Source organism: Pseudomonas sp. CFII64, from assembly GCF_000416235.1.
In the GTDB taxonomy this organism is placed as follows: Bacteria; Pseudomonadota; Gammaproteobacteria; order Pseudomonadales; family Pseudomonadaceae; genus Aquipseudomonas.
Map to the genome: position 1 here is coordinate 294,990 of NZ_ATLO01000004.1, position 20,473 is coordinate 315,462.

Annotated in this window: 18 protein-coding genes; 13 read left to right on the top strand and 5 right to left on the bottom strand. The window is 60.5% G+C overall.

The features are described 5' to 3' along the window. Positions 1-43: 43 nt before the first annotated feature. Positions 44-2,797 carry a response regulator gene (locus CFII64_RS02185; protein ID WP_020289115.1) on the bottom strand — a complete coding sequence of 918 codons (2,754 nt, stop codon included), beginning with the start codon at positions 2,795-2,797 and terminating at the stop codon, positions 44-46. A gap of 217 nt (positions 2,798-3,014) precedes the next feature. Here CFII64_RS02185 and CFII64_RS02190 point away from each other — a divergent pair, with 217 nt between their 5' ends. The 7 genes from CFII64_RS02190 to CFII64_RS02220 all read left to right on the top strand — a co-directional run bounded on the left by CFII64_RS02190 (position 3,015) and on the right by CFII64_RS02220 (position 11,777). Next, positions 3,015-3,746, top strand: a complete 732-nt coding sequence (locus tag CFII64_RS02190; RefSeq protein WP_020289116.1) for a response regulator transcription factor — start codon at positions 3,015-3,017, stop codon at positions 3,744-3,746. Further along, the gene (locus CFII64_RS02195; RefSeq protein WP_020289117.1) at positions 3,739-5,103 is read left to right on the top strand and encodes a sensor histidine kinase; all 1,365 of its coding nucleotides are present in this window, start codon (positions 3,739-3,741) and stop codon (positions 5,101-5,103) included. Before CFII64_RS02190 ends, CFII64_RS02195 begins: the two co-directional genes overlap by 8 nt. A 505-nt stretch (positions 5,104-5,608) precedes the next feature. Further along, positions 5,609-6,511, top strand: coding sequence for a cysteine synthase CysM (gene cysM / locus CFII64_RS02200; RefSeq protein WP_020289118.1), 903 nt, complete (start codon positions 5,609-5,611; stop codon positions 6,509-6,511). Then, positions 6,511-7,866, top strand: coding sequence for a 23S rRNA (uracil(1939)-C(5))-methyltransferase RlmD (gene rlmD, locus CFII64_RS02205; RefSeq protein ID WP_020289119.1), 1,356 nt, complete (start codon positions 6,511-6,513; stop codon positions 7,864-7,866). The genes cysM and rlmD overlap by 1 nt, the downstream gene beginning before the upstream one ends. Before the next feature lie 157 nt (positions 7,867-8,023). Continuing rightward, positions 8,024-10,267 carry a GTP diphosphokinase gene (gene relA, locus CFII64_RS02210; protein ID WP_020289120.1) on the top strand — a complete coding sequence of 748 codons (2,244 nt, stop codon included), beginning with the start codon at positions 8,024-8,026 and terminating at the stop codon, positions 10,265-10,267. A 106-nt stretch (positions 10,268-10,373) separates the two neighbouring features. Continuing rightward, the gene (gene mazG, locus CFII64_RS02215; protein ID WP_020289121.1) at positions 10,374-11,207 is read left to right on the top strand and encodes a nucleoside triphosphate pyrophosphohydrolase; all 834 of its coding nucleotides are present in this window, start codon (positions 10,374-10,376) and stop codon (positions 11,205-11,207) included. Positions 11,208-11,237: 30 nt separating this feature from the next. Further along, on the top strand, positions 11,238-11,777 hold the full coding sequence (locus CFII64_RS02220) for a DUF2058 domain-containing protein (protein ID WP_020289122.1): 540 nt from the start codon (positions 11,238-11,240) through the stop codon (positions 11,775-11,777). A 63-nt stretch (positions 11,778-11,840) separates the two neighbouring features. Here the strand turns inward: CFII64_RS02220 and CFII64_RS02225 are convergent, their stop codons facing one another. The 4 genes from CFII64_RS02225 to purM all read right to left on the bottom strand — a co-directional run bounded on the left by CFII64_RS02225 (position 11,841) and on the right by purM (position 14,849). Next, positions 11,841-12,020: a hypothetical protein gene (locus tag CFII64_RS02225; protein ID WP_020289123.1), complete on the bottom strand. Its 180-nt coding sequence runs from the start codon at positions 12,018-12,020 to the stop codon at positions 11,841-11,843. A gap of 398 nt (positions 12,021-12,418) precedes the next feature. Next, a complete protein-coding gene (locus CFII64_RS02230; protein ID WP_020289125.1) occupies positions 12,419-13,132 on the bottom strand; it encodes a DUF3108 domain-containing protein in 714 nt (237 codons plus the stop codon). An 8-nt stretch (positions 13,133-13,140) separates the two neighbouring features. Beyond that, on the bottom strand, positions 13,141-13,791 hold the full coding sequence (gene purN, locus CFII64_RS02235; RefSeq protein WP_020289126.1) for a phosphoribosylglycinamide formyltransferase: 651 nt from the start codon (positions 13,789-13,791) through the stop codon (positions 13,141-13,143). After that, positions 13,791-14,849 carry a phosphoribosylformylglycinamidine cyclo-ligase gene (gene purM, locus CFII64_RS02240; RefSeq protein WP_020289127.1) on the bottom strand — a complete coding sequence of 353 codons (1,059 nt, stop codon included), beginning with the start codon at positions 14,847-14,849 and terminating at the stop codon, positions 13,791-13,793. The genes purN and purM overlap by 1 nt, the downstream gene beginning before the upstream one ends. Positions 14,850-15,194: 345 nt before the next feature. On the opposite strand from purM, the gene CFII64_RS02245 reads away from it, so the two are divergent. The 6 genes from CFII64_RS02245 (at position 15,195) to CFII64_RS02270 (ending at position 20,467) form a co-directional block, all read left to right on the top strand. Continuing rightward, positions 15,195-16,268 carry a DUF2066 domain-containing protein gene (locus tag CFII64_RS02245; protein WP_020289128.1) on the top strand — a complete coding sequence of 358 codons (1,074 nt, stop codon included), beginning with the start codon at positions 15,195-15,197 and terminating at the stop codon, positions 16,266-16,268. Positions 16,269-16,320: 52 nt separating this feature from the next. Then, positions 16,321-17,394 (top strand): AI-2E family transporter, encoded by a 1,074-nt coding sequence (locus tag CFII64_RS02250; RefSeq protein ID WP_020289129.1) that lies wholly within the window; start codon positions 16,321-16,323, stop codon positions 17,392-17,394. 218 nt (positions 17,395-17,612) lie between these two features. Further along, the gene (hda, locus tag CFII64_RS02255; protein WP_020289130.1) at positions 17,613-18,317 is read left to right on the top strand and encodes a DnaA regulatory inactivator Hda; all 705 of its coding nucleotides are present in this window, start codon (positions 17,613-17,615) and stop codon (positions 18,315-18,317) included. Further along, positions 18,311-19,075 carry an NAD-dependent deacylase gene (locus CFII64_RS02260; RefSeq protein WP_020289131.1) on the top strand — a complete coding sequence of 255 codons (765 nt, stop codon included), beginning with the start codon at positions 18,311-18,313 and terminating at the stop codon, positions 19,073-19,075. The genes hda and CFII64_RS02260 overlap by 7 nt, the downstream gene beginning before the upstream one ends. A 74-nt stretch (positions 19,076-19,149) precedes the next feature. Continuing rightward, positions 19,150-19,830 (top strand): C40 family peptidase, encoded by a 681-nt coding sequence (locus tag CFII64_RS02265; RefSeq protein ID WP_154232435.1) that lies wholly within the window; start codon positions 19,150-19,152, stop codon positions 19,828-19,830. Positions 19,831-19,924: 94 nt separating this feature from the next. Further along, complete coding sequence (locus tag CFII64_RS02270; protein ID WP_020289133.1) at positions 19,925-20,467, top strand: C40 family peptidase; 543 nt, start codon at positions 19,925-19,927, stop codon at positions 20,465-20,467. The last annotated feature ends 6 nt before the right edge of the window (positions 20,468-20,473 follow it).

Consider the following 20,473-nt stretch of genomic DNA (forward strand, 5'->3'; position numbering starts at 1 on the left):
CGAGCTTGCTCGCGAAGACCCCATTGATCCCGGCAGCGCGCCTTCAAACACTCACCCGCGCTTCGATGGTCAGGCGGTTAATGGCTTTCTCCAGGTTGTCGAGCGCCTCGTGGACTTCCGGGGCATTTTGCTTGAGCAAGGTTTCGCTGCGTTGACATGCGGCACGTAATTGCGGAACTCCGCAGTATCGCGTCGCGCCATGCAGGCGGTGAACCCGTTCGATCAGGCCGGCATGGTCATCGGTTTCCCGTGCCGTGCGGATCGCTTCGCGGTCGCTTTCCAGAGAGGCCAGCAGCATGGCCAGCATGTCGGCTGCCAGATCAGGCTTGCCGGCGGCCAGGCGCAGGCCTTCTTCATTATCAAGCACGTCCAGATCGGCGCTGCCTCGGGCTTTCTCGGCGCGCGGCTCCGGCACCTGATTGCGCAGTGCCAGCCCGGTCCATTTGAGCACCACTTGGGCCAGTTGCCGCTCGCTGATGGGCTTGGTCAGGTAATCGTCCATGCCGCTTTGCAGCAGGGCGCGCTTCTCGTTGGCCATGGCGTGAGCCGTGAGGGCGACAATCGGCAGTGACGAACTCTGGCGCTCGACTTCCCAGGCGCGAATGGCTTCGGTGGCCTGGCGACCGTCCATTCCCGGCATCTGCACGTCCATCAGCACCAGATCAAAGGTGTCGGCCTGCACCGCTTGCAACGCGGCATAACCACTGTCGACGGCCACGACTTCTGCGCCCATGTCTTCTAGCAGCGTCTGCACCAGCAACAGATTCGCCGGGTTGTCGTCCACGCACAGCAAACGCGGCGGTCGGCTGGACAGCGGTTCGACGGTATCGCTGCGGATGACCTTGGGCATGATCAGTTCGGACAGCGTGCGGCGAAGCTTGCGCGTGCAGACCGGTTTGGCCTGCAGTTGGGTATAGATATCCGGTACCGACAACTGAAACAGCGCCTGTTCGGTGGTCGGGCACAGCACCAGGACTTTGCAGCCGAGGTTTTCCAGGTCCCAGATGTGCTGGCGCAGGCGCTCCGGCGGCAGTTCGTGGGCGGTGATGCCCAGCACCGCGAGGCTGATGGCTGCCGGAGTCTGGTGTGCGGCGGTCACGCCATTGAGCAGGTTTTCCAGGTTGTTGAACACCAGCGTGTCCAGGCCGCAGTCTTCCAGTTGGTGCTCCAGCGCCTGGCGCGCAAGGTCGTGGTGTTCCAGGACCGCGACGCGCAAGCCCAGCAACGGCAGCGCTGGCAGGTCTTCAATATCGTCCCGTGCCTTGGGCAGATTGAGGCTGATCCAGAATTCCGAGCCTTCGCCTGGCGTGCTGTCCACGCCGATCTCGCCGCCCATCTGCTCGATCAGGCGTTTGGAAATCACCAGTCCCAGACCAGTGCCGCCGGGTTGCCGCGACAGCGAGTTGTCCGCCTGACTGAACGCCTGGAACAGCGCCCGCACATCCTGGCTGGAAAGACCGATGCCGGTGTCCTGCACGCTGATGCGCAGCTGCGCGCTGTCTTCGGTTTCGTCTTCGACCATGGCGCGGGCGACGATGGTGCCCTCGCGGGTGAACTTGATGGCGTTGCTGACCAGATTGGTCATGATCTGCTTGAGTCGTAACGGGTCGCCCAGCAACGACAGCGGCGTATCGCGATACACCAGACTCACCAGCTCAAGCTGTTTGGCGTGAGCGGCCGGGGCGAGGATGGTCAAGGTGTCTTGCAGCAGGTCGCGCAGATTGAACGGCACATTGTCGAGCACCAGCTTGCCGGCTTCGATCTTCGAGAAATCGAGAATCTCGTTGATGATGCTCAACAGGCTGTCGGCGGATTTTTCGATGGTGCCCAGATAATCGAACTGGCGCGGGGTCAGCTCGCTTTTCTGCAACAGGTGGGTGAAACCGAGAATGCCATTGAGCGGCGTGCGAATTTCATGGCTCATGTTGGCGAGGAATTCGGACTTGATGCGGCTGGCCTCAAGGGCTTCCTTACGGGCCAGATCCAGCTCGATGTTCTGGATTTCGATGGTTTCCAGATTCTGCCGGACATCCTCGGTCGCCTGGTCGATGCTGTGTTGCAGTTCTTCCTGGGCATTCTGCAAGGTGGCCGCCATGCGGTTGATGCCCGAGGCCAATTCGTCCAGTTCCAGACTGCCCAATGGCGGCAGGCGGGTTTCCAGATTGCCGTCCTTGAGCTGGGCGACGGCCTGCTTGATACGGCTGATCGGCACGTTGATCGTGCGGCTGATGCGCAACGCGAGCATGGCAGTCAGCGCCAGGCCGGCAGCGATCAGCAACAAGCTGGCAAACATGCTGCGATAGCCGCGCAACAAGGTGCCGGTGTGGGACAGTTCCAGCTCAACCCAACCCAGCAGGCGATCGGCTTCTTCGGGCACCATGGCGCCGGTCAGGTGACGTTGGCGGCCAAACACCGGCAACAGATAGCGCGTCGCGTCGTTGCCCGAGCGTTGCAGCAGGTGCGTGGCGCTGCCGATGGGGGCTTCGTTGATCATGCTGGGCCCGGCATGGGCGAGGATCACGCGTTCCGGGCTGAGGAATGAAACCGAACGCACATCGGTCTGTTCCAGGGTCTGAACAGCGATGCGCTCCAGCAAAACCTTGTCGTTGCGATCCAGCGCCGGTGCGGCCAGTGGCGCCAGTTCCTCGGAAATCATTTCCCCGCGCTGCAGCAACTGGTTCTGCAGGTCATGGAGCTGCATCCAGGTAAAATAGCCGCCCAGTACCGCCGCCATGAGGCTGGCGGGCAGAATGGTCAGCAGCAATACGCGGCCTTTGATGCCCAGCTTGTTCAGCACGCTCTTTCTCCAGCAGGCCAGGATGTCCAGACTCGGTTCGGCATCGGCGCAGGCCAATATTTACGCAGTGTAGCGATTTTGAGCGCCTGCAACCCCCGGCATCTTACAGCGCTGCGTGTCAGGCATGGACCTGCCATACGTCAACAACACTCAGCCTGCTTGCTCATCCCCGGTCAATCTTGAATAATCGGCGATCGAGAATGAGTCGCGAAAGATAATGAATCCCGAACCCATCCACCTCCCCAGCATCCTGGTGATAGAAGACGACCCGGTGCTCGGCGCTTATGTGCATGAACAGTTGGGCCGGTGCGGTTTTCAGGTGACCTGGCAGCAGAACGGCAGCCAGGGACTGGTCCAGGCGCAAAGCCAGCCATTTGACGTCGTGCTGATGGATATCCTGCTGCCGGGCATGAGCGGGCTGGAGATCCTGACCCATCTGCGCCGCAGCCATAGCTTGCCGGTGATTCTGATGTCGGCACTCGGCGCGGAAACCGATCGCATTACCGGGTTTCGCAACGGCGCCGACGATTACCTGCCCAAACCGTTCAGCATGGCCGAGTTGCGGGTGCGCATCGAAGCGATCCTGCGTCGGGTGGCGCTGGAACGCCGCCATGCGCCCGCGCCGGTGAAATTGCCGGGGCAGGGCAGCCGCGAGCTGGTGTTCGACGAGGCGCTGTGCGATGTCAGCTTCGAGCAACGTCGCGGCGATCTTACCCGCAGTGAATATCGTCTGCTGGAAACCCTGTGGCGTAATCCCGAAGAGGTGCTGAGCAAGCCCTTCCTTTATCAGCATGTGTTGCAGCGCGGTTATGCCCAGCATGATCGCAGCCTGGACATGCACGTCAGCCAGATCCGCCGCAAGCTCAAGGGCATCGGCTATCTGGAACGACAGGTGCACACGGTATGGGGCAAAGGGTATGTGCTGACTGCTGCGCAAGCCGATGATTGAGTCCTTTTCCCGTCTGCCGGGCAAGCATTCGCTGTTCTGGAAGCTGGCGTTTCTGCTGGTCGGCTTTTGCCTGTTGATGATCTGGCTGAGCCTGACCTGGGGGCGTTACGCCGAAAAGCGCAACGCGTACCTGTCCGACGAGGCACGCTACACCCTGACCGATTACGCCGCCGAGGCTGAACGCGCCTGGGTCACCGGGCAGCAAGCGGGTGTCGACGCCTGGCTGCAGCAGATCGGTCGCAGCGAAAGCGGCTGGGTCGGGGTGATCGGCGCTGATCTGCAATCGTTGAGCAGCTATCCGCTGAGCGAAATCGACAGCCAGCACATGACCTTTCTGCGCGGGCTCGACTGGCCCATCAGCAGTCGCTCGCGGACCACGCCCTGGCTGAAAATCCCGTTCCCCATGGACCCCACTGCGGGCAGCCTGGTCATCGAGTTGCCCAAACGCTTCGTGCCGGGTCGTTACGTGGTGCTCTGGCGAGTGCTGACCAACGGCGTGATTCCCGGGGTCTTCACCCTGTTGCTGTGCGTGGGGTTGTATCGATTGCTGATTCAGCCGCTCAATCACCTGCGCGCCCAGGCCAACGCCTGGCATGCCGATCAACTGGCGCAGCGCTTGTCTCGCCAGATGACCAATCGTCAGGACGAACTCGGTGAATTGAGCCGCGCCTTCGATCAAATGGCCGAACGCCTGCACAGCACCGTCATCGTCCAGCAGCAATTGTTGCGCGACATGTCCCACGAATTGCGCACGCCCTTGAGCCGCTTGCGAGTGGCCTGCGAGAGCGAGCAAAGCCTCGTCGATTTGCGCGGGCGACTGAGCCGCGAGGTGGACGGCATGCAGCGTCTGGTGGATGACTCCCTGCAACTGGCCTGGCTCGACACCGAGCGCCAGCAACTGCCCAAGGAAGACATTCAGGTGCTGGCGCTCTGGGAAATGCTCGCCGAGAACGCCTGTTTCGAAAGCGGTTGGCCCGCTGCGCAGTTGCAGTGCGATCTGGACGCCGATTGCTGGGTTCGGGGTCATCTCAATACCCTGGCCCAGGCGCTGGAAAATATTCTGCGCAATGCCATTCGCCATTCACCGCCGCAAGGCGTAGTGCGCCTGAGCGGCACGCGTGACGGGGAGTTCTGGCAACTGTGGCTCGACGATCAGGGCGGTGGGGTCGACGAGGGCGAGCTGGAGCGAATCTTTGCGCCATTCACCCGCCTGGACGGCTCCCGCCCCGGCAACGGCGGCTTCGGCCTCGGTCTGAGCATCGCCCGCAACTCCCTGGCCTTGCAGGGCGGGATGTTGTGGGCGGAGAACATCGAGGGTGGGTTGCGGTTGAGGATGCGGTTGTTGGCTAAGGCTTGAAGCAACGATTTTTGGCTGAGTGGCATTTTAAATCGGGTGGCAACAACAGCATTTGCGGTGCGGCTGAATCTGGTTTCGCCCTGACGGTCGACCCCTTTGTGTATAGACCGAGGAAACCATTCTGCGCTGACGTCCGGCCCGACTTCGTCGGGTTCCTTCGCTCCGGTGTCGCGGTGGGGCGACGCGCCGACGCGCGTTTGGCGGTGTCTGCCAAATCTCCGCATGGAAAAGCGAATCACAAGCCCGATTCTCGTTGGAGCGAGGCTTGCCCGCGAACCGGCCGTAGCAGCGACCGTAGCAGCGACCGTAGGAGCGACTTTAGTCGCGAGATCCTAAATTACCCTCCCGGCTAAAGCCGGTCCTACAGCAGGCGTCGCTCCAGCGAATAGCGGCGCGGCATAGCGCGTTATTCCTTTTAGCGATAACCCCCGCACTTTGCGTGATATGGGGTTTTGGCGTTTGCCGTTATGATAGGCGCCCCCGCAGTCTGGATTGCGAATACGCCATGACCCTGCAGTACCCAACCATTGCCGATTGCGTCGGCAACACCCCGCTTGTGCGTCTGCAACGTATGGCGGGTGATACCAGTAATATTCTTCTGCTCAAGCTGGAGGGTAATAATCCGGCCGGGTCCGTGAAAGACCGTCCAGCGCTGTCGATGATTACCCGCGCTGAACTGCGCGGGCAGATCCATCCCGGCGATACCCTGATTGAAGCAACATCCGGCAACACCGGTATCGCGCTGGCCATGGCTGCGGCGATCAAGGGTTACCGGATGATTCTGATCATGCCCGACAATTCCAGCGCCGAGCGCAAGGCGGCGATGACCGCCTATGGCGCCGAGCTGATTCTGGTCAGCAAGGAAGAGGGCATGGAAGGCGCCCGCGACCTGGCTGAACGCATGCAGCACGAAGGTCGCGGCAAGGTGCTGGATCAGTTTGCCAACGGCGACAATCCCGAGGCGCACTACACCAGCACCGGCCCGGAAATCTGGCGGCAGACCGGCGGCACCATTACCCATTTCGTCAGTTCCATGGGCACCACCGGAACCATCATGGGCGTTTCCCGTTACCTGAAAGAGCAAAATCCACAGGTGCAGATCGTCGGTCTGCAACCCATGGAAGGCGCCGCGATTCCGGGCATTCGTCGCTGGCCGGAAGAATACCTGCCGCGTATCTATCAGGCTGACCGGGTGGATCGCATTGTCGATATGGCCCAGGCCGAAGCCGAAGACACCATGCGTCGTCTGGCGCGCGAAGAAGGCATCTTCTGCGGCGTGTCCTCCGGCGGCGCGGTGGCGGGCATGTTGCGTCTGTCGCGTGAAGTCGAAAATGCGGTCATGGTCGCGATCATCTGTGACCGTGGCGACCGTTACCTGTCGACCGGCGTCTACGACGCGCCCAACTGATGGCCAAACATGAAAGAGGCCTGCGCTTCCAACCAGCAGGCGGTGTTCGGGCGACGCAGATCCCCACCGGAAAAAAACAGCGGCTGACCATTGAGCGTCTGTCCAACGACGGGCGCGGTATCGCGTTTCTCGATGGGCGAACCTGGTTCGTCGCTGGCAGTCTGGCCGGTGAAGAAGTTGAAGCGCGGGTGCTCAACGCCCACGGCAAAGTCGTCGAAGCCCGCACCGAGCGGGTATTCCAGCCCAGCGCCATGCGCCGTCCGGCACCTTGCGTGCATTTTGGTCGCTGCGGTGGCTGTAGCGTGCAGCATTTGCCCCACAGCGAACAGCTCGCCCTGAAACAGCGCATGCTCGCCGAGCAATTGCAGCGTGTCGCGGGAGTCGAGCCGCAAGAGTGGGCGGCCCCGTTGACGGGTGCCGAATTCGCCTACCGCCGACGCGCTCGGGTCGCCGTGCGCTGGGATGCCAAGGCCAAACGCCTGGATGTCGGCTTTCGTGCCGCGGCCAGTCAGGACATCGTTTCCATCGAAGAATGCCCGGTGCTGGTACAGGCCTTGCAACCGATCATGATGCAGTTGCCGGCGATGCTGAGAAGCTTCAGCAAACCGCAGGTGCTGGGTCATGTCGAGCTGTTCAGTGGATCTTCCACGGCGGTATTGCTGCGCCATACCGCGCCGCTGGCCGATGCCGACCTGGCAACCCTGCAAACGTTCTGCAAAGACCATGACGCGCAACTCTGGCTGCATGGCGAAGGCGATCCGCAACCGACGGACGCTGCACAGGCTTTGGGTTATCGCCTGGAGCCCTGGAATCTGGACCTGGCTTACCGGCCGGGGGACTTCATTCAGGTCAACGCGGCGATCAATACCGCGATGATCGAGCAGGCGCTGGACTGGCTCAAACCCCAGTCCGACGAGCGGGTTCTGGACCTGTTTTGTGGTCTGGGAAATTTTGCCTTGCCCTTGGCCCGACAGGCCCGGGAAGTGGTTGCAGTCGAAGGTGTCGCGACCATGGTCGAACGTGCATCGGCCAATGCAATCAGTAATGATCTGCACAATGTAGCTTTTTTTCAGGCGGATTTGTCCCAGCCGCTGGCACACGCGAACTGGGCCGCAGAGGGCTTTTCTGCGGTACTCTTGGACCCGCCGCGTGACGGCGCTTTCGAGGTGGTACGCAAGCTCAAGGCATTAGGTGCCGAACGGTTGCTCTATGTGTCATGTAACCCGGCAACTTTGGCGCGCGACACTGTCGAATTGGTCAAACAGGGCTACCGATTAAAACGTGCCGGAATCCTCGATATGTTTCCACAGACAGCTCATGTCGAGGCGATGGCTTTATTTGAAGCGAGTAAGTGAGCAGCGGCTTAGGGAATTGAGTCAGCGGTTCACATGGAGTCTCGTTTAATCCGACTGGCCCGCGAATGCCAGTCCTTGCTTGCCCGGCAAGGAGTGTTCGCTCAAGAAGGCCAGGGACTTTGGCGCTATTCATCGCGCCGTAGGGAAGGTAAGCGACATGGTACAGGTGAGAGCACACCAGCCGATAAACACAGACGGCAGTATCAACCTCGACGCATGGCTGGATCATGTGGTCAGCGTCGACCTGATTCTGGATCGACAAGCCTTGAAAGAGGCCTGTGAATTTGCCCGCAACGCCGAGCAGCAGGACAACGCTTCAAAGAATCGCTGGGCCGAAGGAACGTCGAGTTTCCAGGCCGGTCTGGAGATCGCCGAAATCCTCGCCGACCTCAAGCTCGATCAGGACTCGCTGGTTGCAGCGGTGCTGTACCGCGCCGTGCGCGAAGGCAAGATTCCGCTGCCCGATGTCGAGCAGCGCTTTGGCGCGACCGTTGCCAAACTGATCGACGGCGTGCTGCGCATGGCCGCTATCAGTGCCAGCCTCAGCCCGCGTCAATCTTTGGTGCTGGGCAGTCAGGCGCAGGTGGAAAACCTGCGCAAGATGCTCGTGGCCATGGTCGACGATGTCCGCGTGGCCTTGATCAAGCTCGCTGAACGGACCTGCGCCATCCGCGCGGTGAAAAATACCGACGACGAAAAACGCAACCGCGTCGCCCGGGAAGTCTTCGACATCTATGCGCCGCTGGCCCACCGCCTGGGCATCGGCCATATCAAATGGGAGCTGGAGGATTTGTCCTTCCGCTACCTTGAGCCCGAACAATACAAACAGATCGCCAAGCTGCTGCATGAGCGTCGTCTCGATCGCGAGCGCTTCATCAGCGACGTGATGTGCCAGCTGGAAAACGAGCTGCTGGCGACCGGCGTTACCGCCGACATCAGCGGTCGGGCGAAACACATCTATTCGATCTGGCGCAAAATGCAGCGCAAAGGTCTGGAATTCAGCCAGATCTACGACGTGCGCGCCGTGCGTGTGCTGGTCCCGGAAATGCGCGATTGCTATACCGCGCTGGGTATCGTGCATACCTTGTGGCGGCATATTCCCAAGGAGTTCGACGATTACATCGCCAACCCCAAGGAAAACGGCTATCGCTCGCTGCACACCGCCGTCATCGGGCCGGAAGGCAAGGTGCTGGAAGTGCAGATTCGCACCCACGCGATGCACGAAGAAGCCGAGCTCGGGGTTTGCGCCCACTGGCGCTATAAAGGCACCGACGTCAAATCCGGCTCCAATCATTACGAAGAGAAAATCTCCTGGCTGCGTCAGGTGCTGGAATGGCACGAAGAACTGGGTGACATCGGCGGCCTGGCTGAGCAGCTGCGCGTCGATATCGAGCCTGATCGTGTCTACGTCTTTACCCCGGACGGCCACGCCATCGACTTGCCCAAGGGCGCGACCCCGCTGGACTTCGCGTATCGGGTGCATACCGAGATCGGCCATAACTGTCGTGGCGCGAAGATCAACGGCCGTATCGTGCCGCTCAACTACAGCCTGCAGACCGGTGAACAGGTCGAGATCATCACCAGCAAGCACGGCACGCCGAGCCGCGACTGGCTGAACTCGAACCTGGGCTACATCACCACGTCACGGGCGCGGGCCAAGATTGTTCACTGGTTCAAATTGCAGGCGCGGGATCAGAACGTCGCGGCAGGTAAAACCCTGCTTGAGCGCGAGCTGGCGCGTCTGGCCTTTCCTGCGGTGGACTACGACCGGCTGGCGGAAAAAGCTAATCTCAAGACCGCTGAAGACATGTATGCGGCCCTGGGTGCGGGTGATCTGCGTCTGACGCAACTGGTCAACCTGGCGCAGCAACTGGTCGAGCCGGAACGTGGCAACGAACAGATCGAGCTGGTTCCGCGCAAGGCCACTGGTTACAAGCCTGGCAAACGTGGCGATATCCAGATTCAGGGCGTGGGCAACCTGATGACGCAAATGGCCGGTTGCTGCCAGCCGCTGCCGGGGGATGCCATCGTCGGCTATATCACCCAGGGCCGTGGCGTGAGCATTCACCGCCAGGATTGCGCGTCGGTTTTGCAACTGGGCGGCCGCGAGCCGGAACGGATCATCCAGGTCAGCTGGGGACCGATCCCGGTGCTCACCTATCCGGTGGACATCATCATCCGCGCCTACGATCGCTCCGGTTTGCTGCGCGACGTTTCCCAGGTGCTGCTCAACGAGCGGATCAACGTGCTGGCGGTCAACACTCGCTCGAACAAGGAAGACAACACCGCATTGATGTCGCTGACCATCGAGATCCCGGGTCTGGATGCATTGGGGCGTTTGCTGGGGCGGATATCGCAGTTGCCGAACATTATCGAGACGCGGCGTAATCGGACGCCTTGATATTGACCGGCCGCCCTCGCGGCTGAAGCCGCTCCTACGGATCTCACACGCGACCGTGGGAGCGGATTTAGCTGCGAGCTCGCAGAATTGAATTGGAACCGCATCAATGTATTCTCTCCCAGACCTGCTGCACCTCATGGCCCGGCTGCGTGATCCGCAGTTCGGTTGCCCGTGGGACGTGCAGCAGAATTACGCCAGCATCGTGCCGCACACCCTTGAGGAAGCCTACGAAGTGGCCGACGCCATCGAGCGTGGCGACTTTGATGATTTAAAAGGCGAGCTCGGCGATTTACTGTTTCAGGTGGTGTATTACAGCCAGCTGGCCCGGGAAGAAGGGCGCTTCGAGTTCGCCGGGGTGATCGACGGGATCACCCGCAAACTGATCCGCCGCCATCCCCACGTGTTCCCGACCGGCGATTTGTACGCGCCGCTGGAAACCCCGCGCTTGAGTGAGGAGCAGGTCAAGCAGCGCTGGGAAGAGATCAAGGCCGACGAGCGCGCCGATAAAGCCGCAGCCCCTGAGCAGTTGTCCTTGCTGGATGACGTGCCAGCGGTCCTGCCCGCTTTGTCGCGTGCCGCCAAATTGCAAAAGCGCGCCGCGCGGGTTGGTTTTGACTGGCCTGCCGCGCTGCCGGTGGTGGATAACGTTCGCGAAGAGCTGGATGAAGTCCTTGAAGCCATGGCCAGCAACGATGCCGAGGCGATGGCCGAAGAAGTCGGTGACCTGCTGTTTGCCGCGGTCAATCTGGCCCGCCATTTGAAGGTCGACCCGGAAAACGCGTTGCGTGCCGCCAACACAAAATTCGAGCGCCGCTTCAGATTTATCGAACAGGCATTGCGCCAGACCCATCGTCCCATCGAAGATTGCACCCTCGAAGAAATGGACGCTCTCTGGGGCGAAGCCAAACGTCAGGAAAAGAACGCGCCCAGCTGTGGCTGAGGCGGTTGAATCTGCATAAGTGAGTAGACAATGAGCCTTTCCCTTCGCGACCAGTTGCTCAAGGCAGGTCTGGTCAACCAAAAGCAGGCCAAGCAGGTCGGCAAAGACAAGCAGAAAGAACAGCGTCTGGCCCACAAAGGTCAGGTCGAGATCGACGACTCGCAAAAGCGTGCCGCCCAGGAAGCCATGGCTGAAAAGGCCAAGCGCGATCAGGAACTCAATCGCCAGCAGCAGGAGAAGGTCGAGCAGAAAGCCCGCGCCGCGCAGATCAAGCAATTGATCGAAGTGTCGCGCCTGCCGAAGTTGACCACCGAAGATTATTACAACTTCGTCGACGACAAGAAGGTCAAGCGTCTGTCGGTCAACAGCCTGATGCGCAGCAAGCTCAGCAACGGCTCGCTGGCCATTGTGCATCACGGCGGCGGTTACGAAGTCATTCCCCGGGAAGCGGCGCTGAAGATCCAGGAGCGCGATCCACGGCGTATCGTCTTGCTCAGCGAACCGACCGAAGAAGTCGATGGCGATGATCCGTACGCGGCTTACAAGATCCCTGATGATCTGATGTGGTAAATGCCAAACAAACAAAACCCGCACTTGGCGGGTTTTGTTTTGATGCGATTCTGAAAGTACGTCTTACTGGTTGCGTCTGCTTTCCAGCTCTTCGAGCTCAGCCTTGTAGCGCTGGGCGTCGGACTCGACATGAAACATCCCTACCAACTGATCTTGCTGGTGTACATCCCAGATCTGAATGCCATCAGCGATGGTTTCGTGAGAGATATGGGCGTCGTCGCGTTCAGTAACTCGTACGGTCATGGTTCAGGCTCCTGACTTGAGGCTGCGGCGATGTGTCGCAGGACTCTGTTATAGGATTTGTTAGGTTCCTAAGTAAATAGCCAGGACGGGCAAGGGTTTGTTGCGAGAATGAGGAAAATGCCGCAGGCCTTGAATTGTCTGGGTTGCAGGGGATTTGCGGGTAAATGAAGGTTTTTTCATGTACGCGTTGCGCGCTCGAAACCGTAGACACTGTCTTGATCCTCATCACGCAACCCGTAGGACCGGCTTTAGCCGGGAGGAGGCCGGTACAGTCGCAGCGGCCGCGTCGTCAGACCTTACGCCCTCCCGGCTAAAGCCGGTCCTACGGATTACGGGTATCCACCCACAAAAAACCCCGCTAAAAAGCGGGGTTCTGGCATTGCTGGCGGGCTGAGGAATCAGCTGCCTTTGACCGCTTTGCCATTCACCGTGCCGTCTTGCAGCATGATGTTGTATTCCTTGCCGTCGGTTTCGACCTGTTGCAGGCGAACCAGCAGGTAGTCCCAATCCTTGGCGAACCAGAGGACGGTGATGCGCTTGCTTTGTGTCGGGTCGCGCACGCGCTCAACCTTGATGGCATCGACCTGGCCCGCTTTGGTCGCGACCTTTTCCGAGCCCAGCACGCGGAAGTCATAGGTGTCGACCTCGTCGCCGTCAACCACCTGGTAGCTCATGCTCTTCTTGCCAGCGGCCACGTCGTGTTGCAGGGCGAGCTGGTAAGTCGATTTGTCGAGGATGCCGCGATTCAGGGGCAGCTTGACCGCATCGCCGCGATCGGTGCCGGTCACGAACTTGGTGGACCAGTCAAACACCAGGTCAACCTTCTTGGACTTGCCCAGGCCGCCACGCTCGAAGTTGTAGGTTTGCGGCAGCAGTACGTCTTTGTCGACCTTCAGCGTGCTGATTTCGGTCAGGCTGGCAATCATCATGGAAGCCTTGAAATTCAAGGTCCAGGTTCCGTTCGGACCTGCTGCCAGGCTGCGCTCGGCAGTGCCGCTCATGGGCAATTGCTTCCAGTCGGCGGTGTAGCTGGCGGAGAACGGTTGCAGGTCTGCGGCATGAGCGGCAGGCAGTGCGAGCAAAGCGAAAGCGAACAGCAAAGCGCGACGCATAATATCTCCTAGGTTCGTATCAAGTGGCCATGAGCCGCGAGTAACTGACCGTCCAATAATGCACCTTCTTCGCCAAGGCTCAAGCGGCCTTCGGCAAACCAGCGGACGGCCAGCGGATAAATCTGATGTTCCTGGGCATGAACGCGTTGCGCCAGACTTGCCGCAGAGTCGTTGGACTCTACCGGAATAACTGCCTGTACGACCAGCGGTCCACCATCGAGTTCCTCGGTAACGAAGTGCACGCTGCAGCCGTGCTCGGCGTCGCCAGCCTCCAGCACCCGTTGATGGGTGTGTAAGCCTTTATAGAGAGGAAGCAGGGACGGGTGGATGTTCAGCAGGCGGCCGTAATAATGCCGGACGAAGCCGGCACTGAGGATGCGCATGAAACCGGCCAGCACCACCAGTTGCGGCTGGAAGGTGTCAATCAGCTCGATCAGCGCGGCGTCGAACGCTTCGCGACCGTCATACGCCTTGTGGTCAAGGACGCAGGCTTCGATACCCGCATCGCGGGCGCGTTGCAGACCGAACGCATCGGCGCGGTTGGAGATCACCGCGCGGATGCGGACGGGATGATCCCCGTCCTTGAAGCTGTCGATCATGGCTTGCAGGTTGCCGCCGGTGCCGGACAGCAGCACCACCACATCACAGGTTGCAGGCATCAGTGCGCCTTGAGGTTTTTCAGCTCGACTTGTGGAGCGCCTTCGGCAGCGGTAGCGATCTGACCGATCACCCAAGGCTGCTCGCCGGCTTCGCGCAGTACGTTCAACGCCGTTTCAACGTGCTCTTGAGCGACGCAGATAACCATGCCCACGCCGCAGTTCAGCACGCGGTGCATTTCGTTTTCGGCCACATTGCCTTGCTGCTGCAACCAGTCGAATACCGCTGGACGCTGCCAGCTGGCGACGTCAACGATAGCCTGGGCGCCTTTTGGCAGCACGCGGGGGATGTTGTCCAGCAGACCGCCGCCGGTGATGTGGGCCATGGCTTTGACTGCGCCAGTGTCCTTGATCAGTTTCAGCAGGGATTTGACGTAGATGCGGGTTGGCGCCATCAGCAGTTCGGTCAGCGGCTTGCCGTCGAGCTGGATGTTTTCGATGTCGGCGCCGGCCACTTCGATGATCTTGCGGATCAGCGAGTAACCGTTGGAGTGCGGACCCGAGGACGGCAGGGCGAGCAGGGCATCGCCGGCAGCGACCTTGGAGCCGTCGATGATGTCGGCTTTTTCCACAACGCCAACACAGAAGCCGGCCAGGTCGTAGTCTTCGCCTTCGTACATGCCAGGCATTTCGGCGGTTTCGCCGCCCACCAACGAGCAACCCGCCAGTTCACAGCCAGCGCCGATGCCGGTCACTACCTGGGTAGCGGTTTCGACGTTGAGCTTGCCGGTGGCGTAGTAATCAAGGAAGAACAGCGGCTCTGCGCCGCACACCACCAGGTCGTTGACGCACATGGCGACCAGATCGATGCCGATGGTGTCGTGCTTGTTCAGGTTCAAGGCCAGGCGCAGCTTGGTGCCGACACCGTCGGTGCCGGAAACCAGCACGGGCTGCTTGTAGCCAGCCGGGATTTCGCAGAGGGCGCCGAAGCCACCCAGACCGCCCATGACTTCCGGGCGCTTGGTGCGCTTGGCAACGCTCTTGATGCGTTCGACCAATGCTTCGCCGGCGTCGATGTCTACACCGGCGTCTTTGTAGCTCAGGGAGGGTTGCTTGCTCATAATCCAGGCCTTTAGGGGGGATTCGGGTGGGATCGACGGAAACGGCGGGGCCACTGGAAAACTGCACCTGCGTGCAATGCAGTTTTTCGGGCCGCCACCATCGCCAGTCTGCGAAGGCGCGCGATTTTATCAGGCTTGGGCGGCAGCGGCCATCCTTAGGCCGACGGGCAGGCTTGATCGATACAAAATAAACCCGGTCCCGAGCGCTCTGGCTCGTTTGGCGAGGCCTCTTTAAGGTGTAGCCTGCACTTGAATTTGAATGAATGGCCTTGCTCTGCGGTCTCAGGCAAGTCAGCCATCGAGTTACGGTTATTTTTCTGCCGCTTTTCTGTTCGGGAACTGTCCATGGGTCTCTCAAAAATATTCTTCGCCGGCTGCCTGTCGTTCATCTGTCTGCCGAGCTTCGCCGAAACCGTCAACAATCTTTATCAGGTGCGCGAGCCGGTCAGCGGCCAGACCCCGGATGAGCGCACCCGCGCCACCCAGGCCGCGCTGGATACGCTGGTGCTGCGTTTGACTGGCGACAGCAAGTCAGTGCAAGGCCCGGCGCTGGCCGAGCTGCGCAAGAATCCGCAACAAATCATCAGTCAGTTCGGCTACGAGGCCGGTCCGCCGGAATCGCTGCTGGTGGATTTCGATCCCGCCAGCACCGACCGTTCGTTGCGCCAGGCCGGTCTGCCGATCTGGGGCAGCAATCGGCCGACCATCCTTGGCTGGTGGCTGAATGACGCAACTGATGGCTCGAATCTGGTGGGCGACGGTCAGAGCGCGGCCGAACCGCTGCGGCGTGCGGCCCAGCATCGCGGCTTGCCGTTGCGCCTGCCGCTGGCTGATCTTGGCGAGCAAGGCGTCGGCACCGCAAAGAATCTGGAAGGCACCGACGCGACGCCGCTCAAGGAAGCGTCCGAACGCTACGGCGCCGACGCGTTGCTGGCGGTGCATGCCAAGGAAGAGGGCGGCCAGTGGCAGGGTAAATGGCGTTTATGGCTGGGCGAGCAGCGCGAACAAGGCACCGCCACGGGCGCGACCTCCGACGCATTGGCCGATGCCGTGCTGTTGGCGGTGAGCCAGCGTCTGGCGCCGCGCTTCGTGGTCAAGCCCGGCGCTGCCAGCGGTTTGTCGCTGGAGGTGCAGGGCATGAATCTGGAGCGTTACGCGCAATTGATGCGTTTGCTTGAGCCTTTTGGTGCGCGTCTCAAATCGGTCGATGGCGAGCGGATCACCTATGACGTCAGCGCCAACGCCGATCAGCTGCGTGCGCAGTTGTCGCTGGCCAAGTTGCAGGAAGTGCCTGCCGGGGAAGTGGCGGCGTCTTCTCCTTCTATAGCCAGCGCGCCAGTCGATGGCGCCGCTGCTGCACCGGGCGCCGCGCCGATGATCGTTCCGGCGGCGGGACCACAATTGCACTTTCGCTGGTAAGCGGCGGTGATGATTCACGCAACGCTGCATCTTATAAAGCTGAGGGACTTTGATGACTGACACACGGCGCTGGTTTTGGCTCGGCGGGATTGTCCTGCTGTTCCTGTTTGTTTACCTGTTGCACGCGATTCTCACGCCGTTTCTGGTAGCGCTGCTGCTGGCGTATATGGGCGATCCGCTGGCGGATCGGCTGGAGAAAGCCGGGTTGTCGCGGACCTTGAGCGTGGTGGCGGTATTTACCTTGTTCACCTTGATTCTGTTGGCGTTGCTGTTGGTCCTGGTGCCGATGCTGGCCAAGCAATTGTTCCGCCTGTATGAGCTCGCGCCGCAGATGCTCGACTGGTTGCAGCACACGGCGCTGCCGTGGGCTCAGGCCAAATTCGGGCTTGCCGACGGGTTCTGGAAGTTCGACAAGGTCAAGGCGGCGATTTCCGAGCACATGGGCCAGACCGGCGATATCGTTGGTATCGTGCTGTCCAAGGCGACCGCGTCGAGTCTGGCGCTGATTGGCCTGATCACCAATCTGGTGCTGATCCCGGTGGTGTGCTTTTACCTGCTGCGTGACTGGGACGTGATGATGGGCAAGGTGCGCAGCCTGCTGCCGCGTCATCGCGAAGGCCAGATCGTCAAGCTGGCGGGCGAATGCCATGAAGTGCTGGGCGCGTTTATCCGTGGCCAATTGCTGGTGATGGTGGCGCTGGGCGTGATCTACGCGGCGGGGCTGATGCTGGTTGGCCTGGAACTGGGCCTGTTGATCGGGGTAATCGCCGGTCTGGCGGCCATCGTGCCTTATATGGGCTTCGTGATCGGCATCGGCGCGGCATTGATTGCCGGCTTGTTCCAGTTCGGCGGCGACCTGTATCCGATGATGGGCATCATTGCGGTGTTCATGGTCGGCCAGGCGCTGGAAGGCATGGTGCTCACGCCGCTATTGGTGGGCGATCGCATCGGTCTGCATCCGGTGGCGGTGATTTTCGCGATTCTGGCGGGCGGCGAACTGTTCGGTTTTACCGGCATCCTCCTCGCGCTGCCGGTGGCGGCGGTGATCATGGTGCTCGTGCGGCATGTTCATGACCTTTATAAGGACTCGGACATCTACGGCGGCATGGGCGACCCGGAGTTGTAGGACCAATTGCTGCATCGCGAAGGACGTGGCACACGCCGAGTGCGCACGTCCTTTTTTATTGCAGGATTTGTCTCGGCAATTGTTCGGCGACCTCGCAAAGCACGCAAACCTTTGATTTTCCTTATGGTCTCGCGCATTGTGTGGCCCGCTTGACGGGTATAAACTTTGCACACTTTACACAGAGGCCCCTAACGGCTCACATGAGCTGTTCAGCCAGCATGAAACCGATTCAGCTGCCCTTGGGTGTGCGTCTGCGTGATGACGCCACCTTCATCAATTACTATCCAGGCGCCAACGCCGCCGCACTCGGCTACGTGGAGCGGCTGTGCGAAGCCGACGCAGGCTGGACCGAAAGCCTTATCTATCTCTGGGGTAAGGACGGCGTAGGACGCACGCATCTGTTGCAGGCCGCATGCCTGCGCTTCGAGCAGATGGGCGAGCCGGCAGTCTATCTACCGCTGGCGGAAGTCATTGATCAAGGCGTCAAACTCTTCGATAACCTCGAACAATACGAACTGGTCTGTCTCGACGACCTGCAGGTTGTGGTCGGCAAGCCCGAGTGGGAAGAGGCCTTGTTCCACTTGTTCAACCGGCTGCGCGACAGTGGTCGTCGCCTGTTGATCGCGGCTTCGCAATCGCCCCGTGAACTGCCGGTCAAACTCCCCGATCTGAAATCGCGCCTGACCATGGCTCTGGTGTTCCAGATGCGTGGCCTGTCGGACGAAGACAAGCTGCGCGCCCTGCAACTGCGCGCCTCGCGACGCGGGCTGCACCTGACCGATGAGGTCGGGCATTTCATCCTGACGCGCGGCACACGCAGCATGAGCGCCTTGTTCGAGCTGCTTGAGCGCCTCGATCAGGCGTCCTTGCAGGCGCAACGCAAGCTGACCATCCCGTTCCTCAAAGAGACGCTGGGGTGGTAGATCAGGCGTTGGTGTTGCAGGTTGCAGCAGCGTTGCGACATGCCCAACGAATTCTGATCATCACCGGCGCCGGGCTGTCTGCTGATTCGGGTTTGCCGACTTATCGCGGCGTCGGCGGTTTGTACAACGACAAGACCGCTGATGGCTTGCCTATCGAAATGGCCCTGTCCGGCCCGATGCTGCGCCGCGATCCTGCGCTGTGCTGGAAATACATCGCGCAACTGGCCAAGGCCTGCCTCGGCGCACAGCCCAATGAGGCGCACTACGCCATCGCCCAGTTGCAACGCAAGAAGCCCGAGTGCTGGGTGCTGACGCAAAATGTCGATGGATATCACCGCGCTGCGGGCAGCCCGCCTGAACGTGTGATCGAAATTCATGGTCAGCTGGCACCGGTTTATTGCCAGTCGTGCGCGGCGCAAGACCCGCAATGGACTGCGCACTTGGACCGCCCATTGCCGCCGCTGTGCAGTCACTGTGGTGGCATTCTGCGACCGTCCGTCGTTTTATTCGAGGAAATGCTGCCGGAGCTGGCGCTCGAAACCCTGCATCAAGAGATGGCAAAAGGCTTTGATGCGGTGTTGAGCATAGGCACCACCGCAAGCTTCCCCTACATCCATGAACCCCTATTCAGGACAAGGGTTTGCGGCGGTTTTACGGCGGAGATTAATTTGACGCCTACCGATCAGAGTCCGCAGATGGACGCTTTTTTGCAGTGCCGGGCAGCACATGTCATGAGCGAACTGGTAAGTCACATATAGTTCGATTGAATTTGCAAATGAGGATCATAGTTGGCATAGTCTCGCCACCTTAACAGTCAGCCACGGTTGTGCCCATGCTAGCTCGCTTCGCACCCCTCGTGCCTCTCGCACTCGTATCACTGCTGTTCGGTTGCTCGGCCAATATGCCGGTATCTCAACACGATACGCAGCAACAGCAGTACAAGACGCAGATCACCGCGCAGTCTTCCGTCAGCCGCTCCGATCGCTCGGTGTTGCAGGAAGAACTGGCCACTGAAGCCGAACTGGCTCAGTTTGCCGACAACAAACCTTATCAACTGCCAGCCCTGGCTGACAGCATCCTTGAGCGTGGCAAATCCCTGATCGGTACCCGCTACCGTTTCGGCGGCACCTCAACCAGCACCGGTTTCGATTGCAGCGGTTTCATCGGTTATCTGTTCCGGGAAAAAGCGGGCATGAGCCTGCCGCGTTCTTCTCGCGACATGATCAACATCGATGCGCCACTGGTTAAGCGCAACGATCTGGCACCGGGCGATCTGCTGTTCTTCAGCACTGCCGGTCGCGGTCGTGTCAGCCACGCTGCCATCTACCTGGGCGACAATCAGTTCATTCACTCCAGCAGCCGTCGCAGTGGCGGTGTTCGCGTCGACAGCCTGGACGATGTGTACTGGAGCAAGACGTTCATCGAGGCCAAGCGTGCCCTGGCGATGGAATCGCCTAATATCGCGCCGCAGACAACTGCAATGACCTCGACTACGCTCAAACGCCACAAGTAATCACTACTGTGTTACGCAAAAACAGGCTATAAGCCTGTTTTGCGCATTTAGCGCCCTCGGCAAGCAGCCGCATCCAGCTCAGGTTGTTGTATCCATGTCGATTACGATGCGCCTCGCGGTCATTACTCTTGCTGCCTTGCTCGGCGCTTGCGCCAGCGCGCCTGCGCCAACCGCCAAGCCCCGGATTGTCCAACGTCCGATGCTGGTTGCCCCTCCTGAAAGTTTCTCCCCGGCTATCGAAGACGTGATGTTTCGCGCCCTCGGTCTGGTCGGCACGCCTTATCACTGGGGCGGCAACACCCCTGATTCCGGTTTTGATTGCAGCGGTCTGATCGGTTACGTCTACCGTGACGCGGCAGGCATTGCCCTGCCTCGCTCGACCCGCGACATGATCGGCATGCGTGCGCCGAACGTGGGCCGTGAACAGTTGCAGACCGGCGACCTGGTGTTCTTTGCCACAGGCGGTGGCTCGCAGGTCAGCCATGCGGGGATTTACGTCGGGGAAGGGCGTTTCGTGCATGCGCCAGCCACAGGCGGCACGGTCAAGCTGGACAGCCTGGACAAACCGTATTGGCAGCGCGCTTACCTGAATGCCAAGCGCGTCATTCAGCCATCGAGCCTGGCGCGTAATCCGTAGCTGAAG

Coding starts and splice junctions, on each gene's coding strand:
- CFII64_RS02190 (WP_020289116.1), top strand. CDS start 3,015: ATGAATCCCGAACCCATCCACCTCCCCAGCATCCTGGTGATAGAAGAC.
- CFII64_RS02195 (WP_020289117.1), top strand. CDS start 3,739: ATGATTGAGTCCTTTTCCCGTCTGCCGGGCAAGCATTCGCTGTTCTGG.
- cysM (WP_020289118.1), top strand. CDS start 5,609: ATGACCCTGCAGTACCCAACCATTGCCGATTGCGTCGGCAACACCCCG.
- rlmD (WP_020289119.1), top strand. CDS start 6,511: ATGGCCAAACATGAAAGAGGCCTGCGCTTCCAACCAGCAGGCGGTGTT.
- relA (WP_020289120.1), top strand. CDS start 8,024: ATGGTACAGGTGAGAGCACACCAGCCGATAAACACAGACGGCAGTATC.
- mazG (WP_020289121.1), top strand. CDS start 10,374: ATGTATTCTCTCCCAGACCTGCTGCACCTCATGGCCCGGCTGCGTGAT.
- CFII64_RS02220 (WP_020289122.1), top strand. CDS start 11,238: ATGAGCCTTTCCCTTCGCGACCAGTTGCTCAAGGCAGGTCTGGTCAAC.
- CFII64_RS02225 (WP_020289123.1), bottom strand. CDS start 12,020: ATGACCGTACGAGTTACTGAACGCGACGACGCCCATATCTCTCACGAA.
- CFII64_RS02230 (WP_020289125.1), bottom strand. CDS start 13,132: ATGCGTCGCGCTTTGCTGTTCGCTTTCGCTTTGCTCGCACTGCCTGCC.
- purN (WP_020289126.1), bottom strand. CDS start 13,791: ATGCCTGCAACCTGTGATGTGGTGGTGCTGCTGTCCGGCACCGGCGGC.
- purM (WP_020289127.1), bottom strand. CDS start 14,849: ATGAGCAAGCAACCCTCCCTGAGCTACAAAGACGCCGGTGTAGACATC.
- CFII64_RS02245 (WP_020289128.1), top strand. CDS start 15,195: ATGGGTCTCTCAAAAATATTCTTCGCCGGCTGCCTGTCGTTCATCTGT.
- CFII64_RS02250 (WP_020289129.1), top strand. CDS start 16,321: ATGACTGACACACGGCGCTGGTTTTGGCTCGGCGGGATTGTCCTGCTG.
- hda (WP_020289130.1), top strand. CDS start 17,613: ATGAAACCGATTCAGCTGCCCTTGGGTGTGCGTCTGCGTGATGACGCC.
- CFII64_RS02265 (WP_154232435.1), top strand. CDS start 19,150: ATGCTAGCTCGCTTCGCACCCCTCGTGCCTCTCGCACTCGTATCACTG.
- CFII64_RS02270 (WP_020289133.1), top strand. CDS start 19,925: ATGTCGATTACGATGCGCCTCGCGGTCATTACTCTTGCTGCCTTGCTC.